Source organism: Geodermatophilus sp. SYSU D00867 (assembly GCF_054050315.1).
On record NZ_JBJGZC010000009.1, the window covers coordinates 164,787 to 187,617 of the forward strand.

A 22,831-nucleotide genomic window follows, 5' to 3' on the forward strand; every position below is an offset into this window, starting at 1 on the left:
AGGTGTGCCGGTGACCGGTCCGGTCCCGCCGTACGGGCGGGGCCTCCCCGGCATGCCGGACGTCCCGGCGCCCCCCGCGGGTGCCTGGCCGGTCGGCCCGCAGACGACACGGCTGCCCCTCGGCCCCGGCCCGGCCCGTCCCGGCACCCCGTCCCGCGCCGGCCTGCTGGACCGCGACGTCCGGCCGGTGACCGCCGGCCGGCACGCCGCCCCGGACGACGCGGACGCCGGCGCCGGGGGCGGCGCGCCCGAGGACGACCGCACCGGCCCGCTGCCCGGCGACAGCCAGCCCGTGCCGCCGCTGCCCGGCGTCCTGCCGCGGCCGTCCGGCCCGTGGTCGAAGCTCGCCCGCCGCAACGAGACCACCGACCCCGACGAGGCGCCCACCGTGGCCGCGGCCGCCGTCGGCCCGCACGACGAGCCCGCCGACGACGAGGACCCCACCGGCGGCCTCGAGGTCCTCGGCGCCGGCAGCGCGGACCGCCCCCGCCGGCGCGGCCGGCGCGCCCGCGACGAGGCCGAGGAGCACGGGCACGCCGCCGTCTTCGGCGACGACCCCGACGAGACCGGCTCCGCCGACCTCCACGACGGCGACCTGCACGACGGCGACCTGCACGACGGCGACCTGCACGACGGCGACCTCTACGACGACCACGAGGCCGCACCCGCGCCCCGCCGGCGCTCCGGCCGCCGCCGCAGCCCGCTGGCCAACGTCCTGGCGCTGCTGGTCCTCGCCGGGCTCGTCGCCGGCATCGTCTTCGGCGGCAGGGCCCTCATCGGCCTGGTCAACCCCGAGGCCGAGGACTACGCCGGCGCGGGCACCGGCAGCGTCGAGGTGCGCGTCGGCGAGGGCGACACCCTCAGCGACATCGCCCGCACCCTCGTCGACGCCGACGTCATCGCCTCCTCCGAGCCGTTCGTCGACGCCGCCGAGGCGAACGCGGCGGCGACCGGCATCCAGCCCGGCGTCTACGAGCTGCGGTCGCAGATGAGCGGCCAGGCCGCCCTCGACCTGCTGCTCGACCCGGCCGCCCGGCAGGTCTCGCGGGTCACCGTCCCCGAGGGCTCCACGCTCGCGGGCACGCTGCAGCGGATCTCCGAGGCGACGGGCACGCCGATCGAGGAACTCCAGGCGGCGGCCGCCGATCCGGCCGCGCTGGGCCTGCCGGCCTACGCGAACGGGCAGCTCGAGGGCTTCCTGTTCCCGGCCACCTACGACGTCGAGCCCGACGACACCGCCGTCGACGTGCTGCGCGCGATGGTCTCCCGGTTCACCGACATGGCGGCCGACGTGCAGCTCGAGCAGCGGGCCGCCGCGGCCGGGCGCTCGGTGTACGACGTCGTCGTCGTCGCCTCGATGATCGAGCGGGAGACCAAGGTCGACGACGAGCGGGTGGACGTGGCGCAGGTCGTCTACAACCGCCTGTCGCAGGGCATCCCGCTCGGGATCGACGCGACGCTGGCCTACGGGCTCGGCAAGAACGGCAACGACCTCACCGTCACCGACCTGCAGACCGACAGCCCGTACAACACGCGGACCCGGGCCGGCCTCCCGCCGACGCCGATCGCGGCGCCCGGTGAGGCGAGCCTGGAGGCGGCGCTGGCGCCGACGACCGGGGACCTCCTGTACTACGTGCTGGAGTCCCCGGACGGGCGGCACTTCTTCACCGCCAGCTACGACGAGTTCCTGGCGGCCCGCCAGCGGTGCGCCGACGCCGGCCTCGGGTGTGGTGGCTGACCGGCCCGTGCCCGCACCGGCCCCGCCCGGCCGGGCGGCCGTCGTCGGCCGCCCGGTCGGGCACTCGCTCTCCCCGCTGCTGCACCGCGCCGCCTACGCCGCGCTCGGCCTGACCGGCTGGACCTACGACGCGCTCGACGTGGGCGCCGAGGACCTGCCCGACCTGGTCGCCGGCCTCGGCCCGGAGTGGCGGGGGTTCTCGGTGACCATGCCGTGCAAGCAGGCGGCGGTCGCCGTCGCCGACGCCGTCGAGCCGCTGCCCCGGCTGCTGGGCGCGGCGAACACCCTCGTGCACACCGACGCCGGCTGGCGGGCGGAGAACACCGACGCACACGGCGTCGGCATGGCGCTGCAGGCCGGCGGCGTCGAGCGGGTCTCCCACGCGGCGATCGTCGGCGCGGGCGGGACGGCCGCGGCCGCCGCCGTCGCGCTGGCCGAGCTCGGCGCGGAGTCGGTCGACGTGCTGGTCCGCGACCCGTCCCGCGCCGCCGACGTCACCCGGGTGCTCGGGGTCCTGGGGGTGGAGGCCGTGGTCCGGGTCCTGGAGCCCGGCCCGGTCGAGGCACCGGTCGTCGTCAGCACCGTGCCGATCGGCGCGCACCGGGACCTCGCGGGCCTCGGCTGGCACGCCGGGCAGACGGTGCTCGACGTGCTCTACGCGCCGTGGCCCACGCCGGTGGCCGCCGCGGCCGACCGGGCCGGCGCCACGGTGGTCAGCGGCATCGAGATGCTGTTCTGGCAGGCCACGGTGCAGGTCGAGCTGATGACCGGGCTGCCCGCGCCGCTGGGCCCCATGCGCGCCGCGCTGGACGCCCGCTGAGCCCTCCCGTCCCGCGCGAGCTGCTGCTGGCGGCCGCCGTCCTGGCCGCCGCGGCGCTCGGCCCGCCGCTGGCGCGCGCCGCCGTCCGGCTGGCCGACCGGGACCCCGCGGCGCGGGCCACGCCCGCCCGCGCCCTGCTCAGCGCGCTCGTCCTCGTCCTGCTGCTGTGCGGCGCGGTGTTGCTCACCGGCGCCCGCCCGGCGACCGCCGCCTACGCCTGGGCCGCCGGCGCCGCCGTCGTCCTCGCCCAGGTCGACCTCGCCGTCCACCGGCTGCCCGACCGGGTCACGCTCCCGGCCGCGGCCGTGTGCGCCGCGGCCCTGCTCGCCGACGCCGCCCTGCTCGGCACCTGGCCCGCGCTGCTGCGGGCGCTGCTCGCCGCGGCCGCGGCCGGCGGGATCGCGCTGCTCGCCGCCCTGGCCGGGCCGTCGGGGCTGGGCCTCGGCGACGTCAAGCTGCTCGCGCTGCTCGGGCTGCTGCTGGGCTGGGCCGGCTGGGGCGTGCTGCTCGCGGGGGTGTTCCTCGGCCTGCTCGCCGGTGCCGCCGCCTCGCTCGTCCTGGTGGGGACCGGCCGGGCCGGCTGGGACACGCCCGTCGCGTTCGGTCCGCCGCTGCTGCTCGGCGCGGTCCTCGCCCTGGTGGTCGAGGGGCCGCTGGCGTGACGACACCGACTGGCAGAATCGGCGCCATGTTGCGCTGGCTGACCGCCGGTGAGTCGCACGGCCAGCAGCTCACCGCCATCCTCGAGGGCCTGCCCGCCGGCGTGCGGGTGCAGACCTCCGACCTCGACGTCGACCTGGCCCGCCGCCGGCTGGGCCACGGCCGGGGCGCGCGGATGTCCTTCGAGCAGGACGTCGTCACCCTCACCGGGGGCGTCCGGCACGGGCTGACCATGGGGGGGCCGATCGCGGTCCAGGTGGGCAACACCGAGTGGCCCAAGTGGACGACGGTCATGTCGGCCGACCCGGTCGACCCCGCGGTGCTCGAGGGGCAGGCCCGGAACGCGCCGCTGACCCGGCCGCGGCCCGGCCACGCCGACCTCGCCGGCATGCAGAAGTACGGCTTCGACGACGCCCGCCCGGTGCTGGAGCGGGCCAGCGCCCGGGAGACCGCCGCCCGGGTGGCGCTCGGCGCCGTCGCGAAGGCGTTCCTGCGGCAGGCGCTCGGCGTCGAGGTGGTCAGTCACGTCGTCGCGATCGGCCCGGTCACCGTCCCCGACGGCGTGCTGCCCGGCCCGCAGGACAACCCGCGCATCGACGAGGACCCGGTGCGCTGCGCCGACCCGGCCACCAGCGAGGCGATGGTCGCCGAGGTCGACGACGCCCGGAAGAACGGCGACACGCTCGGCGGCGTCGTCGAGGTGGTCGTCCACGGGCTGCCGCCGGGCCTGGGCAGCCACGTGCACTGGGACCGCCGCCTCGACGCCCGGCTGGCCGCGGCGCTCATGGGCGTGCAGTCGGTCAAGGCGGTGGAGGTCGGCGACGGCCTGGAGACCGCCCGCCGCCGGGGCTCGGTGGCCCACGACGAGATCGTCAGCGAGGACGGCCGGCTGCGCCGGGTCACCGACCGCGCCGGCGGCATCGAGGGCGGCATGACCAACGGCGAGGCGCTGCGCGTGCGCGCGGCGATGAAGCCGATCTCCACGGTGCCGCGGGCGCTGGCCACCGTCGACGTCGCCACCGGGGACGCCGCGGTCGCGATCAACCAGCGCAGCGACGCCTGCGCGGTGCCCCGCGGGGCGGTGGTGATGGAGGCGATGGTCGCGCTGGTGCTCGCCGACGCCGCGCTGGAGAAGTTCGGCGGCGACTCGGTGGCCGAGACCCGCCGCAACGCGCAGGCCTACCTCGACGCGCTCCCGTACCGGTGACGCGGCCCGTCCTCGTCCTCGTCGGCCCGCCGGCGTCGGGCAAGACGACCGTCGGGACGGCGGTGGCGACCGCGCTGGGACTGCCGTTCCGGGACACCGACGCCGACGTCGAGGCCGCCGCCGGCACCAGCGTCGCCGACCTGTTCGTCACGCACGGCGAGCCGCACTTCCGGGCGCTGGAGGAGCAGGCGGTCGCCCGCGCGCTCGGCGAGCACGACGGCGTCCTCGCGCTCGGCGGCGGCGCGGTGCTCAGCGCCGCCACCCGCGAGTCGCTGGTCGGCTACGGCCGCGCCGGCGGCACCGTCGTCCACCTCGACGTCGACGTCCCCTCGGCCGCCCGCCGGGCCGGCCTGTCCCGGGACCGCCCGCTGCTGGCGGTCAACCCGCGGGCGATGCTGCGCACCCTGCTCGAGCAGCGCGCCCCGCTCTACGCGGAGGTCGCCACCGTGGTCGTGCCCACCGCCGGCCGCACGCCGGAGGACGTCGTCGCGGACGTGCTGTCCGCCCTGCCCGCCGGGAGCGCCCGGTGAGGCGCGTGACCGTCCCGGGCGAGAAGCCCTACGACGTCGTCATCGGGCCGGGCGTGCAGGCCGAGCTGGGCCTGCTGCTCGCCGGGACGCCCAAGGCCGCGGTCGTGCACAGCCCGCCGCTGGCCGCGCTCGCCGGCGCCGCCGTCGAGACGCTGCAGACCGCCGGGGTGGCCGCCGAGGCCGTCGTCGTGCCCGACGGCGAGGCCGCGAAGACCGCCGCGGTCGCCGCGGCCGCCTGGGAGGAGTTCGGCCGGCTCGGGCTGACCCGCTCGGACGCCGTCGTCGGCGTCGGCGGGGGAGCGGTCACCGACCTCGCCGGGTTCCTCGCCGCCACGTGGACCCGCGGCGTCCGCGTGGTGCACCTGCCGACCAGCGTGCTCGGCATGGTCGACGCCGCGGTGGGCGGCAAGACCGGCATCAACACCGGCGCCGGCAAGAACCTCGTCGGCGCGTTCCACCCGCCGGCCGGCGTCCTCGCCGACACCGACGTGCTCGCCGGGCTCCCGGAGGCGGAGTTCCGCGCCGGGATGGCCGAGGTGGTCAAGTGCGGGTTCATCGCCGACGGCACGATCCTCGACCTGCTCGCCGCCGACCCCACGGGCCGGCGCGACACCGGGGAGCTCGTGGAGCGGGCCGTGCGGGTCAAGGCCGACGCGGTGGGCCAGGACCTGTTCGACACCGGCGTCCGCGAGTACCTCAACTACGGGCACACCCTCGGCCACGCCATCGAGCGGGTCGAGGACTTCCGCTGGCGGCACGGCGAGGCGGTCGCCGTCGGGCTGGTCTTCGCCGCCGAGCTCGGCGCGCAGGCCGGCCTGCTCCCCCGCGCGGAGGCCGACCGGCACCGCGAGCTGGTGGCGGCGATGGGCCTGCCGACCCGCTACCGGGGTGACTGGGCGGCGCTGCAGGCGGTGATGCGCGTGGACAAGAAGGCCCGCGGGGCGACGCTGCGGTTCGTCGTCCTCGACGGCATCGGCAACCCGACGATCCTGACCGACCCCGAGCAGGCGTGGCTGGACGCGGCGTGGGCCGCAGTGGCGGAGGCAGCGTGACGATCCAGGTCCTCAACGGCGCCAACCTGGGCCGGCTCGGCACCCGCGAGCCCGAGGTCTACGGCACGACGACGTACGCCGAGCTCGTGGCGATGGTCGAGGAGGCCGCCGCCGGGCTCGGGCTCGCCGTGCGGGTGCGGCAGACCGACTCCGAGGCCGAGCTGCTCGGCTGGGTGCACGAGGCGACCGACGCCGGTGACCCGGTCGTGGTCAACCCGGGCGGCTGGTCGCACACCTCGGTGGTGCTGCACGACGCGCTGGCCGCGGTGACGGCACCGGTCGTGGAGGTGCACATCTCGAACATCCACCGGCGCGAGGAGTTCCGGCACCACTCCTACGTCTCCCGCGTCGCCGACGGCGTCATCGCCGGGCTCGGCGTCCAGGGCTACGAGCTGGCGCTGCGGTACCTGGCGGCGAAGGGGGTCTCGTGAGCAGGGCGGCCGAACGGCGGGAGCGGCTGCGGGCGACCGCCGCCGAGCGCGGGCTGGACGCCGTCCTGGTGACCGACCTGCTCAACGTCCGCTACCTGACCGGGTTCACCGGGTCCAACGGCGCGCTGCTGCTGCGCACCGACGGGGCCGACCTGTTCGGCACCGACGGCCGGTACACGACCCAGGCCGGCACCCAGGTGCCCGACGTCGAGCTGCTGGTCGACCGCGGCACCGTCCCGGCCCTCGCGCAGGAGGCGGTGCGCCGCGGCGCGGGCCGGATCGGCTACGAGAGCCACGTGGTCACCGTCGACGGGCTGGCCCAGCTCGAGCGGGTGCTCGCCGACGCCGCGGCCGGCGGGACCGTGCCGGAGCTGGTCTCGGTCCGCCGCGCGGTCGAGGAGCTGCGCGCGGTCAAGGACGACGACGAGGTCGCCGCGCTGCGCCGCGCGTGCGCGGTCGCCGACCAGGCGCTGGCCGAGCTCGCCTCCGAGGGCGCGCTGCGGCCCGGGCGCACCGAGCTGGAGGTCGGCCGGGAGCTCGACGCCCGCATGCTGGCACTGGGCGCCGAGGCGCCGTCGTTCGAGACGATCGTGGCCACCGGCGCGAACTCCGCGATCCCGCACCACCGGCCCGACCGCACGGTGCTGGCCGGCGGCGACCTCCTCAAGCTCGACTTCGGCGCCACCGTCGACGGCTACCACTCCGACATGACCCGCACGCTGGTGCTCGGGCACGCCGCCGACTGGCAGCGCGAGGTGTACGCGCTGGTGGCCGAGGCGCAGGCGGCCGGGCGGGCGGCGCTGGCGGTCGGGGCCGACGTCGTCGCCGTCGACGCCGCCTCGCGCGACGTCATCGCCGCGGCCGGGCACGCCGACCACTTCACCCACGGCCTGGGGCACGGGGTGGGCCTGGAGATCCACGAGGCGCCGGGCATCGGCCCGCTGGGCGCGGGTAGTCTGGCCGCCGGCATGGCCGTCACCGTGGAGCCGGGGGTCTACCTCCCCGGACACGGCGGTGTCCGGATCGAGGACACGCTCGTCGTCACGGCGGACGCGCCCGAGTTGTTGACCCTCACGAGCAAGGAACTGCTGGTCCTCTAGATGGCTACCACCAACGACCTCAAGAACGGCATGGTCCTCAACCTCGACGGCCAGCTGTGGTCCGTCACCGAGTTCCAGCACGTCAAGCCCGGCAAGGGCGGCGCGTTCGTGCGGACGACGCTGAAGAACGTGCTCTCGGGCAAGGTCGTCGACCGCACCTTCAACGCCGGCACCAAGGTCGACACGGCCACCGTCGACAAGCGGAACATGACCTACCTGTACCGCGAGGGCAACGACTTCGTCTTCATGGACGGCGACACCTTCGAGCAGATCTACGTCCCGTCCGAGACCGTCGGCAGCGGCGCGGACTACCTGCTCGACAACACCGAGGTCGTCGTCGCGGTGCACGAGGGCACCCCGCTCTACGTCGAGCTGCCGGTGACCATGGAGCTCGTCGTCCAGCACACCGACCCGGGCCTGCAGGGCGACCGCTCCACCGGCGGCACCAAGCCCGCCACCCTCGAGACCGGCGCGCAGATCAACGTGCCGCTGTTCGTCAACACCGGCGACAAGCTCAAGGTCGACACCCGCGACGGCCGGTACCTCGGCCGCGCCAACTGACGCACCCCTCCGAGCCATGGCTGCCCGCACCAAGGCGCGCAAGCGCGCCGTCGACGTCCTCTACGAGGCGGACCTGCGGGGCACCGACCCGGTGGAGCTGCTGCGCGAGCGGATCGCCGACCCCTCGCCGCCCGTCCCCGACCACGCCGTCCGGCTGGTCGAGGGCGTGGCGGCGCACCAGGCGCGCATCGACGAGCTGATCGGGCAGCACGCCCGCGGCTGGTCGCTCGAGCGCCTCCCCGACGTCGACCGCGCGATCCTGCGCATGGCGGTGTTCGAGCTGCTCTGGGCCGACGACGTGCCCGACGCCGTCGTCATCGACGAGGCCGTGGAACTCGCCCGCGCGCTGTCCACCGACGACTCGCCGGCCTACGTCAACGGCGTCCTCGGCGCCATCCTCGACGCCGAGGTCCCCACCGGCTGACCCGGCCGGCCGGTCGCGCGGCGGCGGGCCGAGGTCGCCGCCGGCGGTCGGACCTCAGCCGCGGGTGACCGTGAACGCCACCCGGCCGTCCGCGACCTCCGTGCAGGTCAGCTGCAGCCCGCCCGCCGAGGTCGTCCGCCCCACCGTGCAGGAGACGTCCCGGTCCTCGACCCGGAGGGTCGCCCGGTCGCCGTCGGTCCCGGTGAGCCCGATCGTCGTCCCGAGCACGTGGGCCCGGGCGCCGCTCCCTCCCAGCGTCACCGAGCAGGAGTCCCCGGAGCACGACACCAGGCTCACGGACCCGGAGCCTCCTCCCACGGCCGCGCTGACGCCGATCGAGCTCAGCCACCCGGACAGCGGACCGGCAGGACCGGCGGAGCTGCTCCAGGAGAACGAGCCGCACACCAGGAGCAGCGCCGAGAGCAGGACGGGGAACCGACTCTCCACGGATACCTCCGGACGGTCGTGGGGTGGTCGTCGGGACGCCGCCGGCGGGCGACGCACCCCTCGTCGCGCCATCCCAGCACGTCGCGGCGGCGCAGGGTGCGGTCCCCGGACCGGTCCCGTGGTCCCTGGCCGCACCTCGGTGGTGCCGACCGGCTGCGTCCGTGGTGCCCGCCCGCTGGTGCGGGACGGCCGGGGACGACACGGTGCCCGGGACCGGGGCGCGCCCGCACCGGCGGACCGGACTACTCCACGAACCGCACGCGGAACGAGACGGGCCACAGCTTGCCGGTGAGCAGGTACTCGTCGTCGCCCAGGGCGGCGATGCCGTTGAGGACCGCGTTGGCGTCCGCGCGCTGCTCCTGGTCGAGCAGGCCGGCGGCGTCGACCAGCGCGGTCACCCGCCCGCTCGCCGGGTCGATGCGGACGAGGACGTCGGACTGCCACACGTTCGCCCAGACCTGTCCGTCGACGCACTCCAGCTCGTTGAGCTGGGTCACCGGCTCGTCGTCCAAGGTGACGGCGACCGAGCCGGTCTCGGCGAAGGTGACGGGGTCGTGGAAGCGCAGCTGGTCCGTGCCGTCGCTGCGCACGAGGCGGGTCCCGTCGAAGCACAGCCCCCAGCCCTCGCCCTCCAGCGGCACCTCCTGCCGGAGGGTGAGAGTGGCCCGGTCCCACTCGAGCACCACACCGTCCTGCCAGGTCAGCTGCCAGATGCGGTCGTCGACCACCGTGATGCCCTCGCCGAACAGCCGGCCGGGGAGCGGCGCGGACCGTCGCACCTCGCCGGTCGCGGGGTCGACCTCGCGGAGCTGGGACCGGCCCGCGAGCCCGGTGCCCTCGTAGAGGGCGCCCTCGTGCACCTCGAACCCCTGGGTGAAGGCCGACGGGTCGTGCGGCACCTCGGCCAGGACCTCCGGCCGCAGCACCGGCACCGGGAGGTCGGGGTCGGTGACCACGGCGTTCCGGGCCCGGACCGACTCCCCGTAGACGGAGACGTCCGCGCTGTCCCGTGCCGAGCAGGCGGGCAGCAGCGCGACGGCGAGGACGACGGCGGCCAGGGCCCGGCGGCGGATGCCACGGTTCATCGAGCGGTCACGATCCGTTCGGGTCGGTCGGGTCACGGGGGTCGCCGAGTCATGGGTCGTTCGGTCACAGGGCCACCAGGCCACCGCCACCGGGCCACCGGGTCACCGGGTCGCCGGGGGTGCGTCGACGGGGGACCGCCGGCGGACCCGGCCGGCGACCCGGGACGGCCCGGAGCCGCAGAGACTACGAACCGGCCGGCGGGTCCGGAAGGGACGGCTCCCGTAGATGCGTGCCCGTTCCCTGCAGTACGTACCGCACGGAACCGGCACCGTGGTGGACGGAGCCGGGGACCGGGATCCGGCTCGGCCCAGATCGGTGGTGGCCACTGATGCCGCCGTCCGTGCCGCAGCCCGAGACTTTCGCCTGCCGATCCCGGACCGCGGCCGGGCCCGGCAGTCCACGGGGCGATCGGGGAGGCCGGCGGCGACGCCGCAGTCCTGATCCCGGCAGGCCTCATCCCCAGAACCGACACCTGAGGAGATCCCATGTTCGAGGACCAGACCGTCGAGCTGCTGCCCGAGCGGACCACGATGCAGGCCTTCTTCTCGCAGAACGGCAACCTCGCCATCGCAGTCGCACTGAACGTCGGCAACGTCAACGTCGGTGTGCTCGGCGACGCCAACCAGCTGAACGCCGCCTTCGCGGCAGCTGCGGCCGGTAGCAACTTCGGCTGACAGGACCGTGGGTCCGGCGACTGCTGATGCACTCGCCGGGGCCGGGGGGGGGGGGGGGGGGGGGGGGGGGGGGGGGGGGGGGGGGGGGGGGGGGGGGGGGGGGGGGGGGGGGGGGCGGGGGGGGGGCGGCGGGGGGCGGGGGGGGGGGTGGGGGGGGGGGGGGGGGGGGGGGGGGGGGGCGGGGCGGGGGGGGGGGGGGTGGGGTGGGGGGGGGGGGGGGGGCGGGGCGGGGGGCGGGGGGGGGGGCCCCCCCCCCCCCCCGCGGCCCCCTCGTGGTGGTCGCGGCGCTCGCCGCCGCCCTCTTCGCCACCGGCGTCGGCCCACGCCCGCCCGGACACGCCTGGGACGTCCTCTACGACGTCGTCCTCTACCACCTGTCCTGGCTGGCGGCCGGCGCCGCCTGCTGGCTGACCGCCCGGCGGGCTCCCCGCGAGGCGCTCGCCTGGCGGGCGCTGGCCACCTCGCTCGTCGTCGGCGCGGCCGGGAACGTCGCGCGCATCCTCGAGACCGGCCAGGCGGGCACCACGCCGTCCCCGGTGGCCGACACCTGCGTCGCCGTCGCCTACGGCAGCCTCTACGTCGCGCTGTTCGTGCTCATCCGCGCCCGCGTCGCGCGGTTCCTGCCCAGCATGTGGCTCGACGGCGTCGTCGCCGCGCTCGGCACCACGGCGGTCGGCACCGGGTTCCTGCTCGGGCCCTACCTCACCGACAGCAGCCACGTCTCGGTCGCCCAGCTCGCCTGGCCCGGTGCCGACGTGCTGCTGCTGTCGCTGCTGGTCGGCGTCAGCGCCATCCTCGGCGTGCACCTGGACCGCACCCTGCTGTGCATCGCCGGGGCCATCGCGCTGTTCTGCGTCGCCGACGCCGCCCTGTTCGTGCTGAGCGCCGAGGGCCGCTACGCCGACGGCGGGCCGCTGGAGCTGGTGTGGCAGGCCGGCGTGCTGCTGGCCGCCGTCGCCGCGTGGCGCACCACCGGCGACCCGCGGCGCGCCGCCGGGCAGGAGGGCGTGCGGATCACCTGGCGGCTGGTCGCGCTGCCGCTGGCCGGCACGCTCGCCGCCCTCGCCGTGCTCGCCGCCGGCTACGGCGACGACCTGCCCGACAGCGCCGGGTGGCTGGCGGTGGGCTGCGTGCTCGCCGCGCTGGCCCGCACCGCGGTCACCTTCCGCGAGGTGCGGACGTTCGCGGTGGTCCGGCAGGAGGCGCGCACCGACGAGCTCACCGGCCTGCCCAACCGGCGCGCGCTGCTCGAGCGCGCCCGCACCGTCGTCGCCGGGGCGACGACCACCTCCCCCGCCGCGCTGCTGCTGCTGGACCTCGACGGGTTCAAGGAGGTCAACGACAGCCTCGGGCACGGCGCCGGCGACCAGCTGCTGTGCCAGGTCGGCCCGCGGGTGACCCCCGCGCTGCGGCCGGGCGAGGTGCTCGCGCGGCTCGGCGGCGACGAGTTCGCCGTCCTGCTGCCCGCCGTCGACCTGGACACCGCCGCCGAGCGCGCCGGCGTCGTGCACGACCTGCTGCGGCAGCCGTTCGAGGTCGACGGCATCCGGCTGCACGTCGGCGTGAGCATCGGCGTCTCGACCGCGCCGGTCCCCGCCGACGACGTCCAGGAGCTGCTGCGCTGCGCCGACGTGGCGATGTACGCGGCCAAGACCGAGCGCGCCGGCGTGCACGTCTACGTCCCCGACCCGACCAGCGGGTCGGGCGAGCGGCTGCGCACGATGGAGGAGCTGCGCACCGCGCTGGCCGAGGACCAGCTCGACGTCCACCTGCAGCCGCAGGTCGCCATGGACGACGGCCGCACCGTCGGCGTCGAGGCGCTGCTGCGGTGGCACCACCCCGGGCGCGGGCTGCTCGGCCCCGCGCAGGTGCTGCCCGCCGCCGAGCAGGCCGGCCTGCTGCGCCCGCTGACCGACACCGTGCTCGAGCGCTCCCTGGACGCGGTCGCCCGCTGGTGGGACGAGCACCGGGTGCCGGTGTCGGTGAACCTGTCCGCGGCCAACGTCGCCGACCTCGACCTGCCCGGCAAGGTCGCCGCGGAGCTGGCCCGGCGCGGGCTGCCCCCGGCGGCGCTGACCCTGGAGCTGGTCGAGGACACCCTCATGGCCGATCCCGAGCGCGGCCGCACCGTGCTCGGCGAACTGCGCCGCCTGGGCGTGCGCACCTCCATCGACGACTACGGCACCGGCTACAGCTCGCTGGCCTACCTGCGCCGGCTGCCCGCCGACGAGCTCAAGCTCGACCGCAGCCTCACCGCCGACGTCGACCGCGACGAGCGGGCCGCCGCGATCGTGCGGCACACCGTCGCGCTCGCCCACGACCTGGGCCTGAGCCTGGTCGCCGAGGGCGTCGAGGACCTCACCACCGCCGCCCGGCTCGCGGCGCTGGGCTGCGACGTCGCCCAGGGCTACGCCGTCGCCCGGCCCATGCCGGTCCCCGACCTGCTGCGCTGGCTGGCCGCCCACCGCGCCGCCACCGCCCGTGTCCGGGACTGAGACGGTGCCGAGCCGGTCCGCCGCCGGCCGACCGGCGCCGTGGCGGGGTGGCGCCGTGGTCGCCGCGCGGGGGCAGCGGACCGGCACCCGCCGCCCGGTGGTCTGGCTGACGGCGGCCCTCGTCGCCGTCTACCTCACCGGCGTGGACCGGGCCCGCAGCGGTCCGGCGGAGACGCTGCTGTACGACGTCGTCCTCTACAACGCCGTCCCGGTCCTGGCCGGCCTCCTCTGCTGGCGCACCGGCGGCCGGTCGCCCGCCGAGCGGCGCACCTGGCAGGCGGTGGCCGTGGCGTGGGGCCTGATCGTGGTCGGCAACCTCACCTACGTCCTGGTCGTGGTCCCGCAGGCGCAGCCGCCGTTCCCCTCGGTGGCCGACGCGTGGTGGCTGGCCGCCTACCCGCCGCTGTTCGCCGTCCCCCTGTTCCTCGTCCGCAGCCGGGCGCCGCGGGCGTCGGCGGTGAGCTGGCTCGACGGGCTGATCGGCGCGCTCGCGGTCGCCGCGGTCACCGCGACCTGGGTGCTGGGGCCCACGCTGTCCTCCCCGGCGCACGACCCGCTGGCGGTCGCCGCCAACCTCGCCTACCCGGTGGCCGACCTGCTGCTGCTCGCGCTCGTCGGCGCGGTGTTCGCGGTCCTGGGCGCCCGCGTCGACCGGACCGTCCTCCTGCTCTGCGCCGTCCTGACCGGGAAGCTGGTCGCCGACGTGCTCATCGCCGCGGCCCAGGCCGGGGGCACCTACGTCCCCGGCGGCTGGGGCGACCTGGCCTGCGTCCTCAACGCGGCGCTCACGGTGGTCGCGGTCGTCACGGCCCCCCGGCCCGCCGCCCCCGAGCCGGTCGCGCAGGTCCGCACGGGCTGGCGCTGGGTGGGCATCCCGGTCGGCTGCAACGTCGCGGCGCTGCTCGTCCTGAGCGTCGAGTGGAGCCGGCCCGGCGCCGGGCTCGGGGAGCTGTGCGCCCTGGGCTGCCTGGCCGCGTCGCTCGCCCGCACGGCGCTGACCCTGCGGGAGCTGCGGGCGCTGACCGAGGTCCGCCGGCAGGCGCACACCGACGAGCTGACCGGCCTGGCCAACCGGCGGGCGCTGGCCGAGCGCGCCGCCGCGCACCTGGCCCCCGGCCGGCCCGCGGGCGTGCTCCTGCTCGACCTGGACGGGTTCAAGGCGGTCAACGACGGCCTCGGCCACGCCGCCGGCGACGACATGCTGCGGACCGTCGGGGCGCGGCTGCGCGGGGCCCTCCGCCCGTCCGACGTCCTGGCCCGGCTCGGCGGGGACGAGTTCGCCGTCCTGCTGCCGGGCGCCGACGCCGTCCTGGCGCGGGAGTGCGCCGCCCGGCTGCACCGCGTCCTCGTCGAGCCGGTGGCGGTCGCCGGGCGGGTCGTCCGGGTCGGCGCCAGCATCGGCCTGGCGACCGCCCCCGGCGACGGGCGGACGATCGAGAGCCTGCTCGCGGCCGCCGACGCCGGGATGTACGCCGCCAAGGCCGGGGGGGGGGGGGGGGGGGGGGGGGGGGGGGGGGGGCGCGGGCGGGGGGGGGGGGGGGCGGGGGGCGGGGCGGGGGGGGCGGGGGGGGGCGGGGGGGGGGGGGGGCGCTGTATGGGGGGGTGGCGGGGGGGCGGGGGGTGGGTTTTGGCGGGGCGGGGGGGGGGGGGCGGGGCCCCCCCCCCCCCCCCCCCCCCCCCCCCTGCCGCTGCCGCGGGACCCCGAGGGCGCAGCCGCGGCCGACGTCGTCGTCGTGCCCCTGGTCGACCCGTCGGGACGCCCGGCCGCCCGCGAGGCGCGGACGCCCGACGGACGCCCGGCCGACCTGACCGCCCTCACGCGCGCCCTGCCCCTCCTCGGCCTCGTGGACGCCGCTCCCCCGGTCTGGACGACGCTGTCGCCCGCCGACGTCGCGGGCACGCGCACCGCCGACTCCCTGGCCGCGGCGCTGCTGCGGGCGGGGGTCCCGCCGGAGTCGGTGGTCTGCGTGCTGCCGCGCGACCTGCCCGGCCCGCTGCTCCCCGCGGCGGCCGACCTCCTGGCGGGGCTGCGCGCCCGCGGCCTGGGGACGGCGGTCGACGGCACCGTCCTGCAGGTCCTCGGCCACGCCGGCGACGGCGCACTGCCCGCCGACGTCGTGCGGCTCGACCTCACCGGCGGCGCCGTGCCCACCGCGGCGGTGACGCACGCCGTCGCGCTGGTGACCGCGCTCGGCGGCCGCGTCGTCGCCGTGACCGACGACGCCGACCCTCCTGACGTGCCGGGCTGCACCGTGCTGCGGACCGCCGGCGCGGACCGTGCCGCCCCGGGGACGCGCGTCCTGACCGGCCCGGCGGCGGGTCGGCCCGGGGATGTGCCTTCCCGCCGGAGCGGGCAGGATGGCCGGAGTCGATCAACCCGGAGGTGCATCCCGTGTCCCGCACACAGTCCCGCGGCCAGGTCACACAGTCCCGCGGCCAGGTCATCGGGGCCGAGCTCCAGGAGGGGCTCAGTCACCTCGGCGCCGCCGTCACGGAGGCCGGCCGGGCCGCCGCGGAGCAACTGGCCCCCCGCGTGGACGCCGCGCGCGAGGCGGCCGCCCCCAGGGTCGCCGCCGCCGTCGCGGTGGCCGCGCCCGCCGTCGCCTCGGCCCGCGAGGCCCTGGCCCCGCGGGTGGACGCCGCCCGCGGCGCCGCGAGCCCGGTCCTCGACGCCGCCCGCGAGCGCGTCGACGCCGCCGTCGTGGCGCTCACCCCGCGCGTCGTGGCCGCCCGGGAGGCCGCCAACCCCGTCCTCGACGCCGCCCGCGAGCGCGTCGACGCGGCCGTCGACGCGCTGACCCCGCGCGTGGCCGCCGCCCGCGAGTCCGCCGGCCCGGCGGTCACCTCGGCGCTGACCGCCGCCGGTGCCGCCGCCGCCAAGGCCGCCGCGGACCTCGCGCCCCGGGTGGAGGCCGCCTCGGCCGCCACCCGCAAGGCGCTGGCCACCGAGGTCGCCCCCCGGGTGGCCGCCGCGAGGGACACCGTCGTCCCGGCCCTGGGCAGCGCCCGCGACAGCCTGGTCGCCGGCGTCGGCACCGCGCTCGGCGAGCTCGAGCACCGCCGGGCCGAGCTCGTCGGCGGCGCCGCGCAGACCGGCCGCAAGGCGACGGAGGCCGGCCGGAAGGCCACGCGGAAGACCGCGAAGAAGGCTGCGCAGGCGAGGCGGAAGGTGGGTACGGGATCCGAGCCGCGCCGCTGGCCGTGGGTGCTCCTCGCGCTGGCGGTCGGCGCGGCGGCGTTCTCGTTCCTGCGCCGCAAGACCGAGGACCCGTGGACGCCGGCCCCCGCCGGCGACGGGCCCGTGCCCAGCTACCGAGAGGACCCCGTGCCCAGCTCCCCGAGCAACGACGACTCCAGCAAGACCGTCTCCGACGCGATGTTCGTCGCCGGCGACTCGGCGCCCCCCGAGTCCGACATGGGCATCCGCGATGCCCAGAACGTGGCCGGCGACGACGACGCCGGCGCCACCGACCCGACCCGGACCGCTCCCGAGCCGTTCACCAGCGGCGGCGGGGCGGACGAGGGCCCGACCGCCGGGCCCGCCGCCGGCCAGGCCTGACGGCCCGCCGTCAGCACGCCGATCGCCCCCGCTGCCCTCGAGGCGGCGGGGGCGATCGCCGTCCGGGAGTACGGTGGGGATCATGAGCGAGACGGTGACGACCAGTACCTCCGAGCCGTCCCGGATCGGTCCCTCGGGCCGCAAGCTGCTGCGCCTGGAGGTGCGCAACAGCCAGGTCCCGATCGAGCGCAAGCCGGAGTGGATCAAGACCCGGCTGAAGACCGGCCCGGAGTACACCGAACTCAAGTCGCTGGTCCGCCGCGAGGGCCTGCACACCGTCTGCGAAGAGGCCGGCTGCCCCAACATCTACGAGTGCTGGGAGGACCGGGAGGCCACCTTCCTCATCGGCGGCGACCAGTGCACCCGGCGCTGCGACTTCTGCCAGATCGACACCGGCAAGCCCGCCGAGTTCGACGCCGACGAGCCCCGCCGCGTCGCCGAGAGCGTCGCGACGATGCAGCTCCGGTACGCCACCGTCACCGGCGTCGCCCGCGACGACCTGCCCGACGGCGGCGCGTGGCTCTACGCCGAGACCGTCCGCCAGATCCACGCCGCCGTCCCCGGCTGTGGCGTCGAGCTGCTCATCCCCGACTTCAACGCCGACCCCGGCCAGCTGGCCGAGGTGTTCTCCTCCCGGCCCGAGGTGCTGGCGCACAACGTCGAGACCGTGCCGCGGATCTTCAAGCGCATCCGCCCCGGCTTCCGCTTCGAGCGGTCCCTCGCGGTGATCACCGCCGCCCGCGAGGCCGGGCTGGTCACCAAGTCCAACCTCATCCTCGGCATGGGCGAGGAGCCCGACGAGGTGGTCGAGACCATGCGCGCGCTGCACGAGGCAGGCTGCGACCTGCTGACGATCACCCAGTACCTGCGGCCCTCGCCGCGGCACCACCCCGTGGTCCGCTGGGTCAAGCCCGACGAGTTCGTCGGCTTCCAGCAGGAGGCGGAGAGGATCGGCTTCCCGGGCGTGCTCGCCGGGCCGCTGGTGCGCAGCTCCTACCGGGCCGGGCGGCTCTACCAGCAGGCCGTCGAGGCCCGCGGTCTCACCACTCGGGGCTGACCGCCCCGCGGGCTCCCCGGGACCGCTGCGCGACGCCCCTATCCTGGGGACATGGCACGCAGCAAGCCCACAGACTCCCCCGCTCCCGCCGGCAACGCCGGCCGGGGCCCCGCCGCGGGGCGCGGCCGGTCCACGGGCGGTGCCACCGCGGCGGGGAAGGCGGGCAAGCCCGCGAAGACCGGCAAGGACGGCGAGCCGAAGGTCGGCCGGCTGAAGAAGGTCGGCAACCAGGTCCGCATGATCAAGCAGGCCTACTCGCTGACGCGGAAGAACGACCCGAAGCTGCCGTGGTACATGCTCATCGCCTTCGTGGCGGTGGCCGGTGTGGTCGAGCTGCTGGCCATCCTGTTCGGGGCGCCGTTCCTCTTCCTGCCGATCGCGGTCGTCCTCGGCGTGCTGGCGGCGATGATCGTCTTCGGCCGCCGCGCGCAGGGCTCGGCCTACCGCCAGGTGGAGGGCCAGCCCGGCGCCGCCGCGTGGGTGCTGGAGGGCATGCGCGGTGACTGGCGGGTGTCCGCCGGGGTCGCCGGCACCGCCCAGCTGGACGCGGTGCACCGGGTGCTCGGCCGCCCGGGCGTCATCCTGGTCGGCGAGGGCTCGCCGGTCCGCGTCCGCGGCCTGCTGGCGCAGGAGAAGAAGCGCATCGCCCGCGTCATCGGCGACACCCCCATCTACGACGTCACCGTCGGCGAGGAGGAGGGGCAGGTCCCCCTCCGCAAGCTCAGCGCACACGTGATGAAGCTGCCCCGCAACCTGTCCGCCGGTGAGGTCAACACCCTCGGCCGGCGGTTGGCCGCGCTCGGCGGCGCGCGCCCGCCGGTCCCCGGCGGCCCGCTGCCCGGCGGCCGGCAGATGACCGTCAGCCAGCGGCAGGTCCGCCGCCGCTGAGGGAGGACCTCCCCGCGCCCCACCGCTCGCACGCTCGCGGCGGGCCCCCTGCGGGGAGGCCGTCACAGCCGGCCGAAGGGCTCCGCGTAGCGGAAGGTGCCGCGCTGCTCCGGACCGGCCAGCCGGCGGGCCTGGAAGTGCCCGCCCCAGGCGGGGTCCGGCGGCTCGACGCCCAGGTCCGAGGCGCGCACGAAGCCGGCCCGCGCGTAGAAGGCCGGGTCGCCGAGCAGCGCCACCAGGCGCTCCCCCGCCGCCTCGGCGACGGCGACCAGCGCGTGCACCAGCACCGTCCCGACGCCCCTCCCCTGCCGGTCCGGCCGCACGCCGAGCGGGCCCAGCCCCAGCGCCGGGGCGTCGAGGGGGTCGATCCACCCGCGGGTGGCGACCACGTGCCCGACGACGTCGTCCCCGTCGGCGGCGACCAGCGACAGGTGCGGCAGGAAGCCCGCGTCCGCGCGGAGCTCCCGCACCAGCCGGGCCTCGACGTCGGTGGGGAACGCCGCCCGGTGCACCACGTCGACGGCGGCGGCGTCGGCCGGCCGCTCGCGGCGGACGATCACCTGTCGAGGACGACGGCGGTGTCGGTGACGCGGTCGTGCAGGCCGCGGCCGTCGGCGTCGACCACCAGCGCCGGCACCAGCAGCATGAGCAGCCCGGTGCGGACGACGGCCCGCCAGGGCGCCAGCCGCGACGCGGGGTGCGGGTGCGCCAGCCGCAGACCCAGCAGCCGCATCCCCGGCGTCTGCCCGACCGCCACGAGGAACACGACGTAGACCACCGCGAACGACAGCAGGCTCCAGTTGCCCGGCAGGTCCGGGGCGGTGAACAGGCCCGCGACGACGGCGGAGAGGAAGGCGTCGACCAGGAACGCCAGCACCCGGGTGCCGAACGGCGCCAGCGACCCGGGCCCGTCCTCCGGCAGGCCCAGCGACGCACCCCGCCGGCGCTCCTGAGAGGGTGGCTGTGCGTCCCTGACCATGCCCACCAGCGTAGGACCCGCCCGCCGCACGCCCGGCCGCTCGCGCGCGACGGCGTCCGGTGCGACACGCCGGAGCCGTTGTTACCGCCCCGAAACAGACGGGACACCCCGGGGCAACTCCCCGGTCATAGCTTGCGAGTCGGCTGTCCGCCCCACACCGGAGGATCGATGTTCACCAGTCCCGACGAGGTCGCCGCCTACATCCGCGACAACGACGTCGAGTACGTCGACGTGCGCTTCTGCGACCTGCCCGGCGTCATGCAGCACTTCACCATCCCGGCGTCGACGTTCGGTGAGGACACCTTCTCCGACGGCCTCGGCTTCGACGGGTCGTCGATCCGCGGGTTCCAGGCGATCAACGAGTCAGACATGCTGCTGCTGCCCGACGCCAACAGCGCCTTCCTCGACCCGTTCCGGAAGCACAAGACGCTGAACGTCAACTTCTTCATCCACGACCCGATCACGCGCGAGGCCTACAGCCGCGACCCGCGCAACGTGGCGAAGAAGGCCGAGGCGTACCTCGCCAGCAGCGGGATCGCCGACACCGCCTACTTCGGCCCCGAGGCGGAGTTCTACATCTTCGACTCGATCCGGCACTCGACCGGCATCAACGAGGGCTACTACCACATCGACTCGGTCGAGGGCTCCTGGAACTCGGGCGCCCTGACCGGCGAGAACGGCGGCCCCAACCTGGGCTACAAGACCCGCGCCAAGGGCGGCTACTTCCCGGTCGAGCCCTTCGACCACTACAGCGACCTGCGCGCCACGATGATGTCCAACCTCACCGGCGTGGGCCTCGAGCTCGAGCGCGGTCACCACGAGGTCGGCACCGGTGGCCAGGCCGAGATCAACTACAAGTTCGACACCCTGCTGCGCGCCGCCGACAGCCTGATGCTGTTCAAGTACGTCATCAAGAACACCGCCTGGGCGCACGGCAAGACCGTCACCTTCATGCCCAAGCCGCTGTTCGGCGACAACGGCTCGGGCATGCACTGCCACCAGAGCCTCTGGAAGGACGGCGAGCCGCTCTTCCACGCCGAGACCGGCTACGCGGGCCTGTCCGACACCGCCCGCCACTACATCGGCGGCCTGCTGGCCCACGCCCCGTCGCTGCTGGCCTTCACCAACCCGACGGTGAACAGCTACCACCGCCTGGTGCCGGGCTACGAGGCGCCGATCAACCTCGTCTACTCGGCCCGCAACCGCTCGGCCTGCTGCCGCATCCCGATCTCGGGCGACAACCCGAAGGCCAAGCGCATCGAGTTCCGCGTGCCCGACCCGTCGGCCAACCCCTACCTCGCCTTCTCGGCGATGCTCATGGCCGGCCTCGACGGCATCAAGAACAAGATCGAGCCGCCGGCGCCGGTGGACAAGGACCTCTACGAGCTGCCGCCCGAGGAGGCCCTGGGCATCGAGAAGGTCCCGGCGTCGCTGGACGCCGTCCTCGACCGGCTCGAGGTCGACCACGAGTACCTGATCGACGGCGGCGTCTTCACGCCCGACCTGATCGAGACGTGGATCGAGTACAAGCGGGAGAACGAGATCGACCCGATCCGCCTCCGCCCGCACCCGCACGAGTTCGCCATGTACTACGACATCTGATCCGTCCCGGCACGCGACAGGGGCCGGTGACCCGCGCGAGCGGGCTCACCGGCCCCTGTGGCGTCCTCGCCCCCCGCTCGGCGCGGACGACCACCTCCGGGTCACCCCGGGCTGCGGAGCAGGCGGCGGGCCCGGACCGCCGCGAGCGCCCCGACGCCCGAGGTCACCCCGACCAGCAGGAGCTGCACACCGAGGAGGTGGCGGGGCAGCCCCGGTCTCCCGAGCTGACCGTCGAAGAAGCCGGAGAGGCTGCTGAGCAGGCACACGGCGGCGAGCAGTCCGGCCGCCGCGGCCCCCCGCCGGCCGGGCCGGCGGACCGCCGCGGCGGCGAGTGCGGCCTGCGCGACCATCACCGGAGCGGGCGCGGCGGCGACGGCCCGTCCGCTCCAGGCCTCGGCCGGGGTGTTCCAGCCGGACGCCACGGCGAGGCCGCCGCCGACGCCGTCGAGCAGGAGCATGCCGGCGGTGGCCAGCCCGAGCCTCCGGCCGCTCCTGTCGGTGGGTCCCGGCGGCTCGACGACCCGCCGGCTCGTGGTGCGGCCGACCATCACGGCGGGACCTCCTGCTCGGCCGATCGACGACCGCAGGGTAGGCGGGACCTCGCGCGGTGGGTACCGCTGTGGTCGCCGCACCCGATGCCGACCCCGGTCACCCGGGACGACCCGGGCCCGGCCCTCGGCCTCCCGTCCCGCCGGCTCGCGGACCGCAGCACGCGTGGTCAGAGTCCAAAGTCGGTTCCGTGCGCCACGCCCCGCTGGCAGGGTGGGCACGCGGCAATCCCTGACGTGCAGCAAGTCGTCCACGGGGGAGAGACGGGGCCTCCCATGACCGCCGACACCCGGCCGGACCTCCGCCCCAGCTACCTGGAGCACCGTGCGATGCGCACGGACGCGGAGCGGCTGCGGACGCTCGTCGCCTCGGCCCGCCCGGCCGACGCGGACCGGCTGTCCGCGCTGGCCGCCTGGTACGCGAGGTACGAGGGCGCCATCCACGACCACCACACCGCCGAGGAGGCGGTCGTCTATCCCGCGCTGCTGGAGCGGGACCCGACCTTCGCCGATGCGGACGGCGAACTGGAGGGAGAACACCGGGTGCTGGCCGATCGCCTGGCGGTCATGGGCCAGAGCCTCCAGGCACTGCCCGCCGCGGCCGGGGGCGGCAGCTGGGAACGGGACCTGGAGGAGGCGGTCCGTGCCGCGGAGGCGCTGCAGGAGATCCTCGGTGTGCACCTCCCCCACGAGGAGGACGTCGCCTTCTCCCGGTACCAGCGGGAGTTCACGGCCGAGGAGTTCACGGCCCTGGGCGAGGCCGCGTGGAAGGTCGTCGGCGCGCGCGCCGTCGTGTTCGCCGGGCCGTGGGTGCTCGACCACGCGACCCCGGCCGAGCGCGCGGAACTGCTGGCCGCTCAGCCGCTGCTGCTCCGGGTCCTGTACCGGCTCGCGCTCCGCCCGCGCTACGAGCGCCTGGCCCGCCCGGTGCGCACCCCTGCTCCCCCGGCGTCCGCACACCCGGAGGCCTGAC

24 protein-coding genes are annotated in these 22,831 nt (G+C 76.6%); 18 read left to right on the forward strand and 6 right to left on the reverse strand.

Going from position 1 to position 22,831, the window contains the following annotated elements; all coding sequences use genetic code 11:
* Nucleotides 1-10 precede the first annotated feature (10 nt).
* The 10 genes from mltG (at nucleotide 11) to nusB (ending at nucleotide 8,523) form a co-directional block, all read left to right on the forward strand.
* On the forward strand, nucleotides 11-1,738 hold the full coding sequence (mltG, locus tag ACI8AK_RS10780) for an endolytic transglycosylase MltG (RefSeq protein WP_456956208.1): 1,728 nt from the start codon (nucleotides 11-13) through the stop codon (nucleotides 1,736-1,738).
* Nucleotides 1,739-1,745: 7 nt separating this feature from the next.
* A complete protein-coding gene (locus tag ACI8AK_RS10785) occupies nucleotides 1,746-2,558 on the forward strand; it encodes a shikimate dehydrogenase (RefSeq protein WP_387986812.1) in 813 nt (270 codons plus the stop codon).
* Between the two features lie 176 nt (nucleotides 2,559-2,734).
* On the forward strand, nucleotides 2,735-3,220 hold the full coding sequence (locus ACI8AK_RS10790) for a prepilin peptidase (protein WP_456956210.1): 486 nt from the start codon (nucleotides 2,735-2,737) through the stop codon (nucleotides 3,218-3,220).
* A 26-nt stretch (nucleotides 3,221-3,246) separates the two neighbouring features.
* Entirely contained in the window at nucleotides 3,247-4,425 is a 1,179-nt protein-coding gene (aroC, locus tag ACI8AK_RS10795) for a chorismate synthase (protein ID WP_387986817.1), read from the forward strand.
* Complete coding sequence (locus ACI8AK_RS10800; RefSeq protein ID WP_387986820.1) at nucleotides 4,422-4,955, forward strand: shikimate kinase; 534 nt, start codon at nucleotides 4,422-4,424, stop codon at nucleotides 4,953-4,955. The genes aroC and ACI8AK_RS10800 overlap by 4 nt, the downstream gene beginning before the upstream one ends.
* A 5-nt stretch (nucleotides 4,956-4,960) precedes the next feature.
* The gene (aroB, locus tag ACI8AK_RS10805; protein WP_456956212.1) at nucleotides 4,961-6,007 is read left to right on the forward strand and encodes a 3-dehydroquinate synthase; all 1,047 of its coding nucleotides are present in this window, start codon (nucleotides 4,961-4,963) and stop codon (nucleotides 6,005-6,007) included.
* Nucleotides 6,004-6,438 (forward strand): type II 3-dehydroquinate dehydratase, encoded by a 435-nt coding sequence (gene aroQ / locus ACI8AK_RS10810; protein WP_387986826.1) that lies wholly within the window; start codon nucleotides 6,004-6,006, stop codon nucleotides 6,436-6,438. Before aroB ends, aroQ begins: the two co-directional genes overlap by 4 nt.
* Nucleotides 6,435-7,538, forward strand: coding sequence for a M24 family metallopeptidase (locus ACI8AK_RS10815; RefSeq protein ID WP_387986828.1), 1,104 nt, complete (start codon nucleotides 6,435-6,437; stop codon nucleotides 7,536-7,538). Before aroQ ends, ACI8AK_RS10815 begins: the two co-directional genes overlap by 4 nt.
* A complete protein-coding gene (efp, locus tag ACI8AK_RS10820) occupies nucleotides 7,539-8,099 on the forward strand; it encodes an elongation factor P (RefSeq protein ID WP_387986831.1) in 561 nt (186 codons plus the stop codon).
* Nucleotides 8,100-8,115: 16 nt separating this feature from the next.
* Nucleotides 8,116-8,523 (forward strand): transcription antitermination factor NusB, encoded by a 408-nt coding sequence (nusB, locus tag ACI8AK_RS10825; RefSeq protein ID WP_387986834.1) that lies wholly within the window; start codon nucleotides 8,116-8,118, stop codon nucleotides 8,521-8,523.
* A gap of 54 nt (nucleotides 8,524-8,577) precedes the next feature.
* On the opposite strand, the gene ACI8AK_RS10830 is transcribed toward nusB, so the two are convergent.
* Both ACI8AK_RS10830 and ACI8AK_RS10835 read right to left on the reverse strand, forming a co-directional pair.
* Complete coding sequence (locus ACI8AK_RS10830; protein ID WP_387986836.1) at nucleotides 8,578-8,820, reverse strand: hypothetical protein; 243 nt, start codon at nucleotides 8,818-8,820, stop codon at nucleotides 8,578-8,580.
* Between the two features lie 392 nt (nucleotides 8,821-9,212).
* Nucleotides 9,213-10,055, reverse strand: coding sequence for a glutaminyl-peptide cyclotransferase (locus ACI8AK_RS10835; protein ID WP_456902784.1), 843 nt, complete (start codon nucleotides 10,053-10,055; stop codon nucleotides 9,213-9,215).
* 486 nt (nucleotides 10,056-10,541) lie between these two features.
* On the opposite strand from ACI8AK_RS10835, the gene ACI8AK_RS10840 reads away from it, so the two are divergent.
* Nucleotides 10,542-10,730, forward strand: a complete 189-nt coding sequence (locus tag ACI8AK_RS10840; protein ID WP_456956214.1) for a hypothetical protein — start codon at nucleotides 10,542-10,544, stop codon at nucleotides 10,728-10,730.
* Nucleotides 10,731-11,002: 272 nt separating this feature from the next.
* The gene (locus ACI8AK_RS10845) at nucleotides 11,003-13,225 is read left to right on the forward strand and encodes a putative bifunctional diguanylate cyclase/phosphodiesterase (protein ID WP_387989166.1); all 2,223 of its coding nucleotides are present in this window, start codon (nucleotides 11,003-11,005) and stop codon (nucleotides 13,223-13,225) included.
* 393 nt (nucleotides 13,226-13,618) lie between these two features.
* Here the strand turns inward: ACI8AK_RS10845 and ACI8AK_RS10850 are convergent, their stop codons facing one another.
* On the reverse strand, nucleotides 13,619-13,756 hold the full coding sequence (locus ACI8AK_RS10850) for a hypothetical protein (protein WP_456956230.1): 138 nt from the start codon (nucleotides 13,754-13,756) through the stop codon (nucleotides 13,619-13,621).
* Between the two features lie 334 nt (nucleotides 13,757-14,090).
* Between ACI8AK_RS10850 and ACI8AK_RS10855 the strand changes: the two genes are divergently transcribed.
* The 4 genes from ACI8AK_RS10855 (at nucleotide 14,091) to ACI8AK_RS10870 (ending at nucleotide 18,729) form a co-directional block, all read left to right on the forward strand.
* Nucleotides 14,091-15,461: a GGDEF domain-containing protein gene (locus tag ACI8AK_RS10855; protein ID WP_456956228.1), complete on the forward strand. Its 1,371-nt coding sequence runs from the start codon at nucleotides 14,091-14,093 to the stop codon at nucleotides 15,459-15,461.
* Between the two features lie 156 nt (nucleotides 15,462-15,617).
* A complete protein-coding gene (locus ACI8AK_RS10860; RefSeq protein ID WP_456956216.1) occupies nucleotides 15,618-16,784 on the forward strand; it encodes a hypothetical protein in 1,167 nt (388 codons plus the stop codon).
* 82 nt (nucleotides 16,785-16,866) lie between these two features.
* The gene (gene lipA / locus ACI8AK_RS10865) at nucleotides 16,867-17,841 is read left to right on the forward strand and encodes a lipoyl synthase (protein WP_387989157.1); all 975 of its coding nucleotides are present in this window, start codon (nucleotides 16,867-16,869) and stop codon (nucleotides 17,839-17,841) included.
* A gap of 51 nt (nucleotides 17,842-17,892) precedes the next feature.
* Nucleotides 17,893-18,729 carry a DUF4191 domain-containing protein gene (locus ACI8AK_RS10870; protein WP_456956218.1) on the forward strand — a complete coding sequence of 279 codons (837 nt, stop codon included), beginning with the start codon at nucleotides 17,893-17,895 and terminating at the stop codon, nucleotides 18,727-18,729.
* A 62-nt stretch (nucleotides 18,730-18,791) separates the two neighbouring features.
* On the opposite strand, the gene ACI8AK_RS10875 is transcribed toward ACI8AK_RS10870, so the two are convergent.
* Both ACI8AK_RS10875 and ACI8AK_RS10880 read right to left on the reverse strand, forming a co-directional pair.
* On the reverse strand, nucleotides 18,792-19,289 hold the full coding sequence (locus tag ACI8AK_RS10875) for a GNAT family N-acetyltransferase (RefSeq protein WP_456956220.1): 498 nt from the start codon (nucleotides 19,287-19,289) through the stop codon (nucleotides 18,792-18,794).
* Entirely contained in the window at nucleotides 19,286-19,708 is a 423-nt protein-coding gene (locus tag ACI8AK_RS10880) for an RDD family protein (protein ID WP_456903969.1), read from the reverse strand. Before ACI8AK_RS10880 ends, ACI8AK_RS10875 begins: the two co-directional genes overlap by 4 nt.
* 168 nt (nucleotides 19,709-19,876) lie before the next feature.
* On the opposite strand from ACI8AK_RS10880, the gene glnA reads away from it, so the two are divergent.
* The gene (gene glnA, locus ACI8AK_RS10885) at nucleotides 19,877-21,310 is read left to right on the forward strand and encodes a type I glutamate--ammonia ligase (protein WP_387989145.1); all 1,434 of its coding nucleotides are present in this window, start codon (nucleotides 19,877-19,879) and stop codon (nucleotides 21,308-21,310) included.
* Between the two features lie 101 nt (nucleotides 21,311-21,411).
* On the opposite strand, the gene ACI8AK_RS10890 is transcribed toward glnA, so the two are convergent.
* Nucleotides 21,412-21,858: a hypothetical protein gene (locus ACI8AK_RS10890; RefSeq protein WP_387989127.1), complete on the reverse strand. Its 447-nt coding sequence runs from the start codon at nucleotides 21,856-21,858 to the stop codon at nucleotides 21,412-21,414.
* Nucleotides 21,859-22,134: 276 nt separating this feature from the next.
* Here ACI8AK_RS10890 and ACI8AK_RS10895 point away from each other — a divergent pair, with 276 nt between their 5' ends.
* Nucleotides 22,135-22,830 carry a hemerythrin domain-containing protein gene (locus tag ACI8AK_RS10895; protein ID WP_387989125.1) on the forward strand — a complete coding sequence of 232 codons (696 nt, stop codon included), beginning with the start codon at nucleotides 22,135-22,137 and terminating at the stop codon, nucleotides 22,828-22,830.
* Nucleotide 22,831: the final 1 nt, after the last annotated feature.

Coding starts and splice junctions, on each gene's coding strand:
- ACI8AK_RS10880 (WP_456903969.1), bottom strand. CDS start 19,708: ATGGTCAGGGACGCACAGCCACCCTCTCAGGAGCGCCGGCGGGGTGCG.
- ACI8AK_RS10890 (WP_387989127.1), bottom strand. CDS start 21,858: ATGGTCGGCCGCACCACGAGCCGGCGGGTCGTCGAGCCGCCGGGACCC.
- ACI8AK_RS10835 (WP_456902784.1), bottom strand. CDS start 10,055: ATGAACCGTGGCATCCGCCGCCGGGCCCTGGCCGCCGTCGTCCTCGCC.
- nusB (WP_387986834.1), top strand. CDS start 8,116: ATGGCTGCCCGCACCAAGGCGCGCAAGCGCGCCGTCGACGTCCTCTAC.
- ACI8AK_RS10840 (WP_456956214.1), top strand. CDS start 10,542: ATGTTCGAGGACCAGACCGTCGAGCTGCTGCCCGAGCGGACCACGATG.
- aroC (WP_387986817.1), top strand. CDS start 3,247: ATGTTGCGCTGGCTGACCGCCGGTGAGTCGCACGGCCAGCAGCTCACC.
- ACI8AK_RS10895 (WP_387989125.1), top strand. CDS start 22,135: ATGACCGCCGACACCCGGCCGGACCTCCGCCCCAGCTACCTGGAGCAC.
- ACI8AK_RS10870 (WP_456956218.1), top strand. CDS start 17,893: ATGGCACGCAGCAAGCCCACAGACTCCCCCGCTCCCGCCGGCAACGCC.
- lipA (WP_387989157.1), top strand. CDS start 16,867: ATGAGCGAGACGGTGACGACCAGTACCTCCGAGCCGTCCCGGATCGGT.
- glnA (WP_387989145.1), top strand. CDS start 19,877: ATGTTCACCAGTCCCGACGAGGTCGCCGCCTACATCCGCGACAACGAC.
- efp (WP_387986831.1), top strand. CDS start 7,539: ATGGCTACCACCAACGACCTCAAGAACGGCATGGTCCTCAACCTCGAC.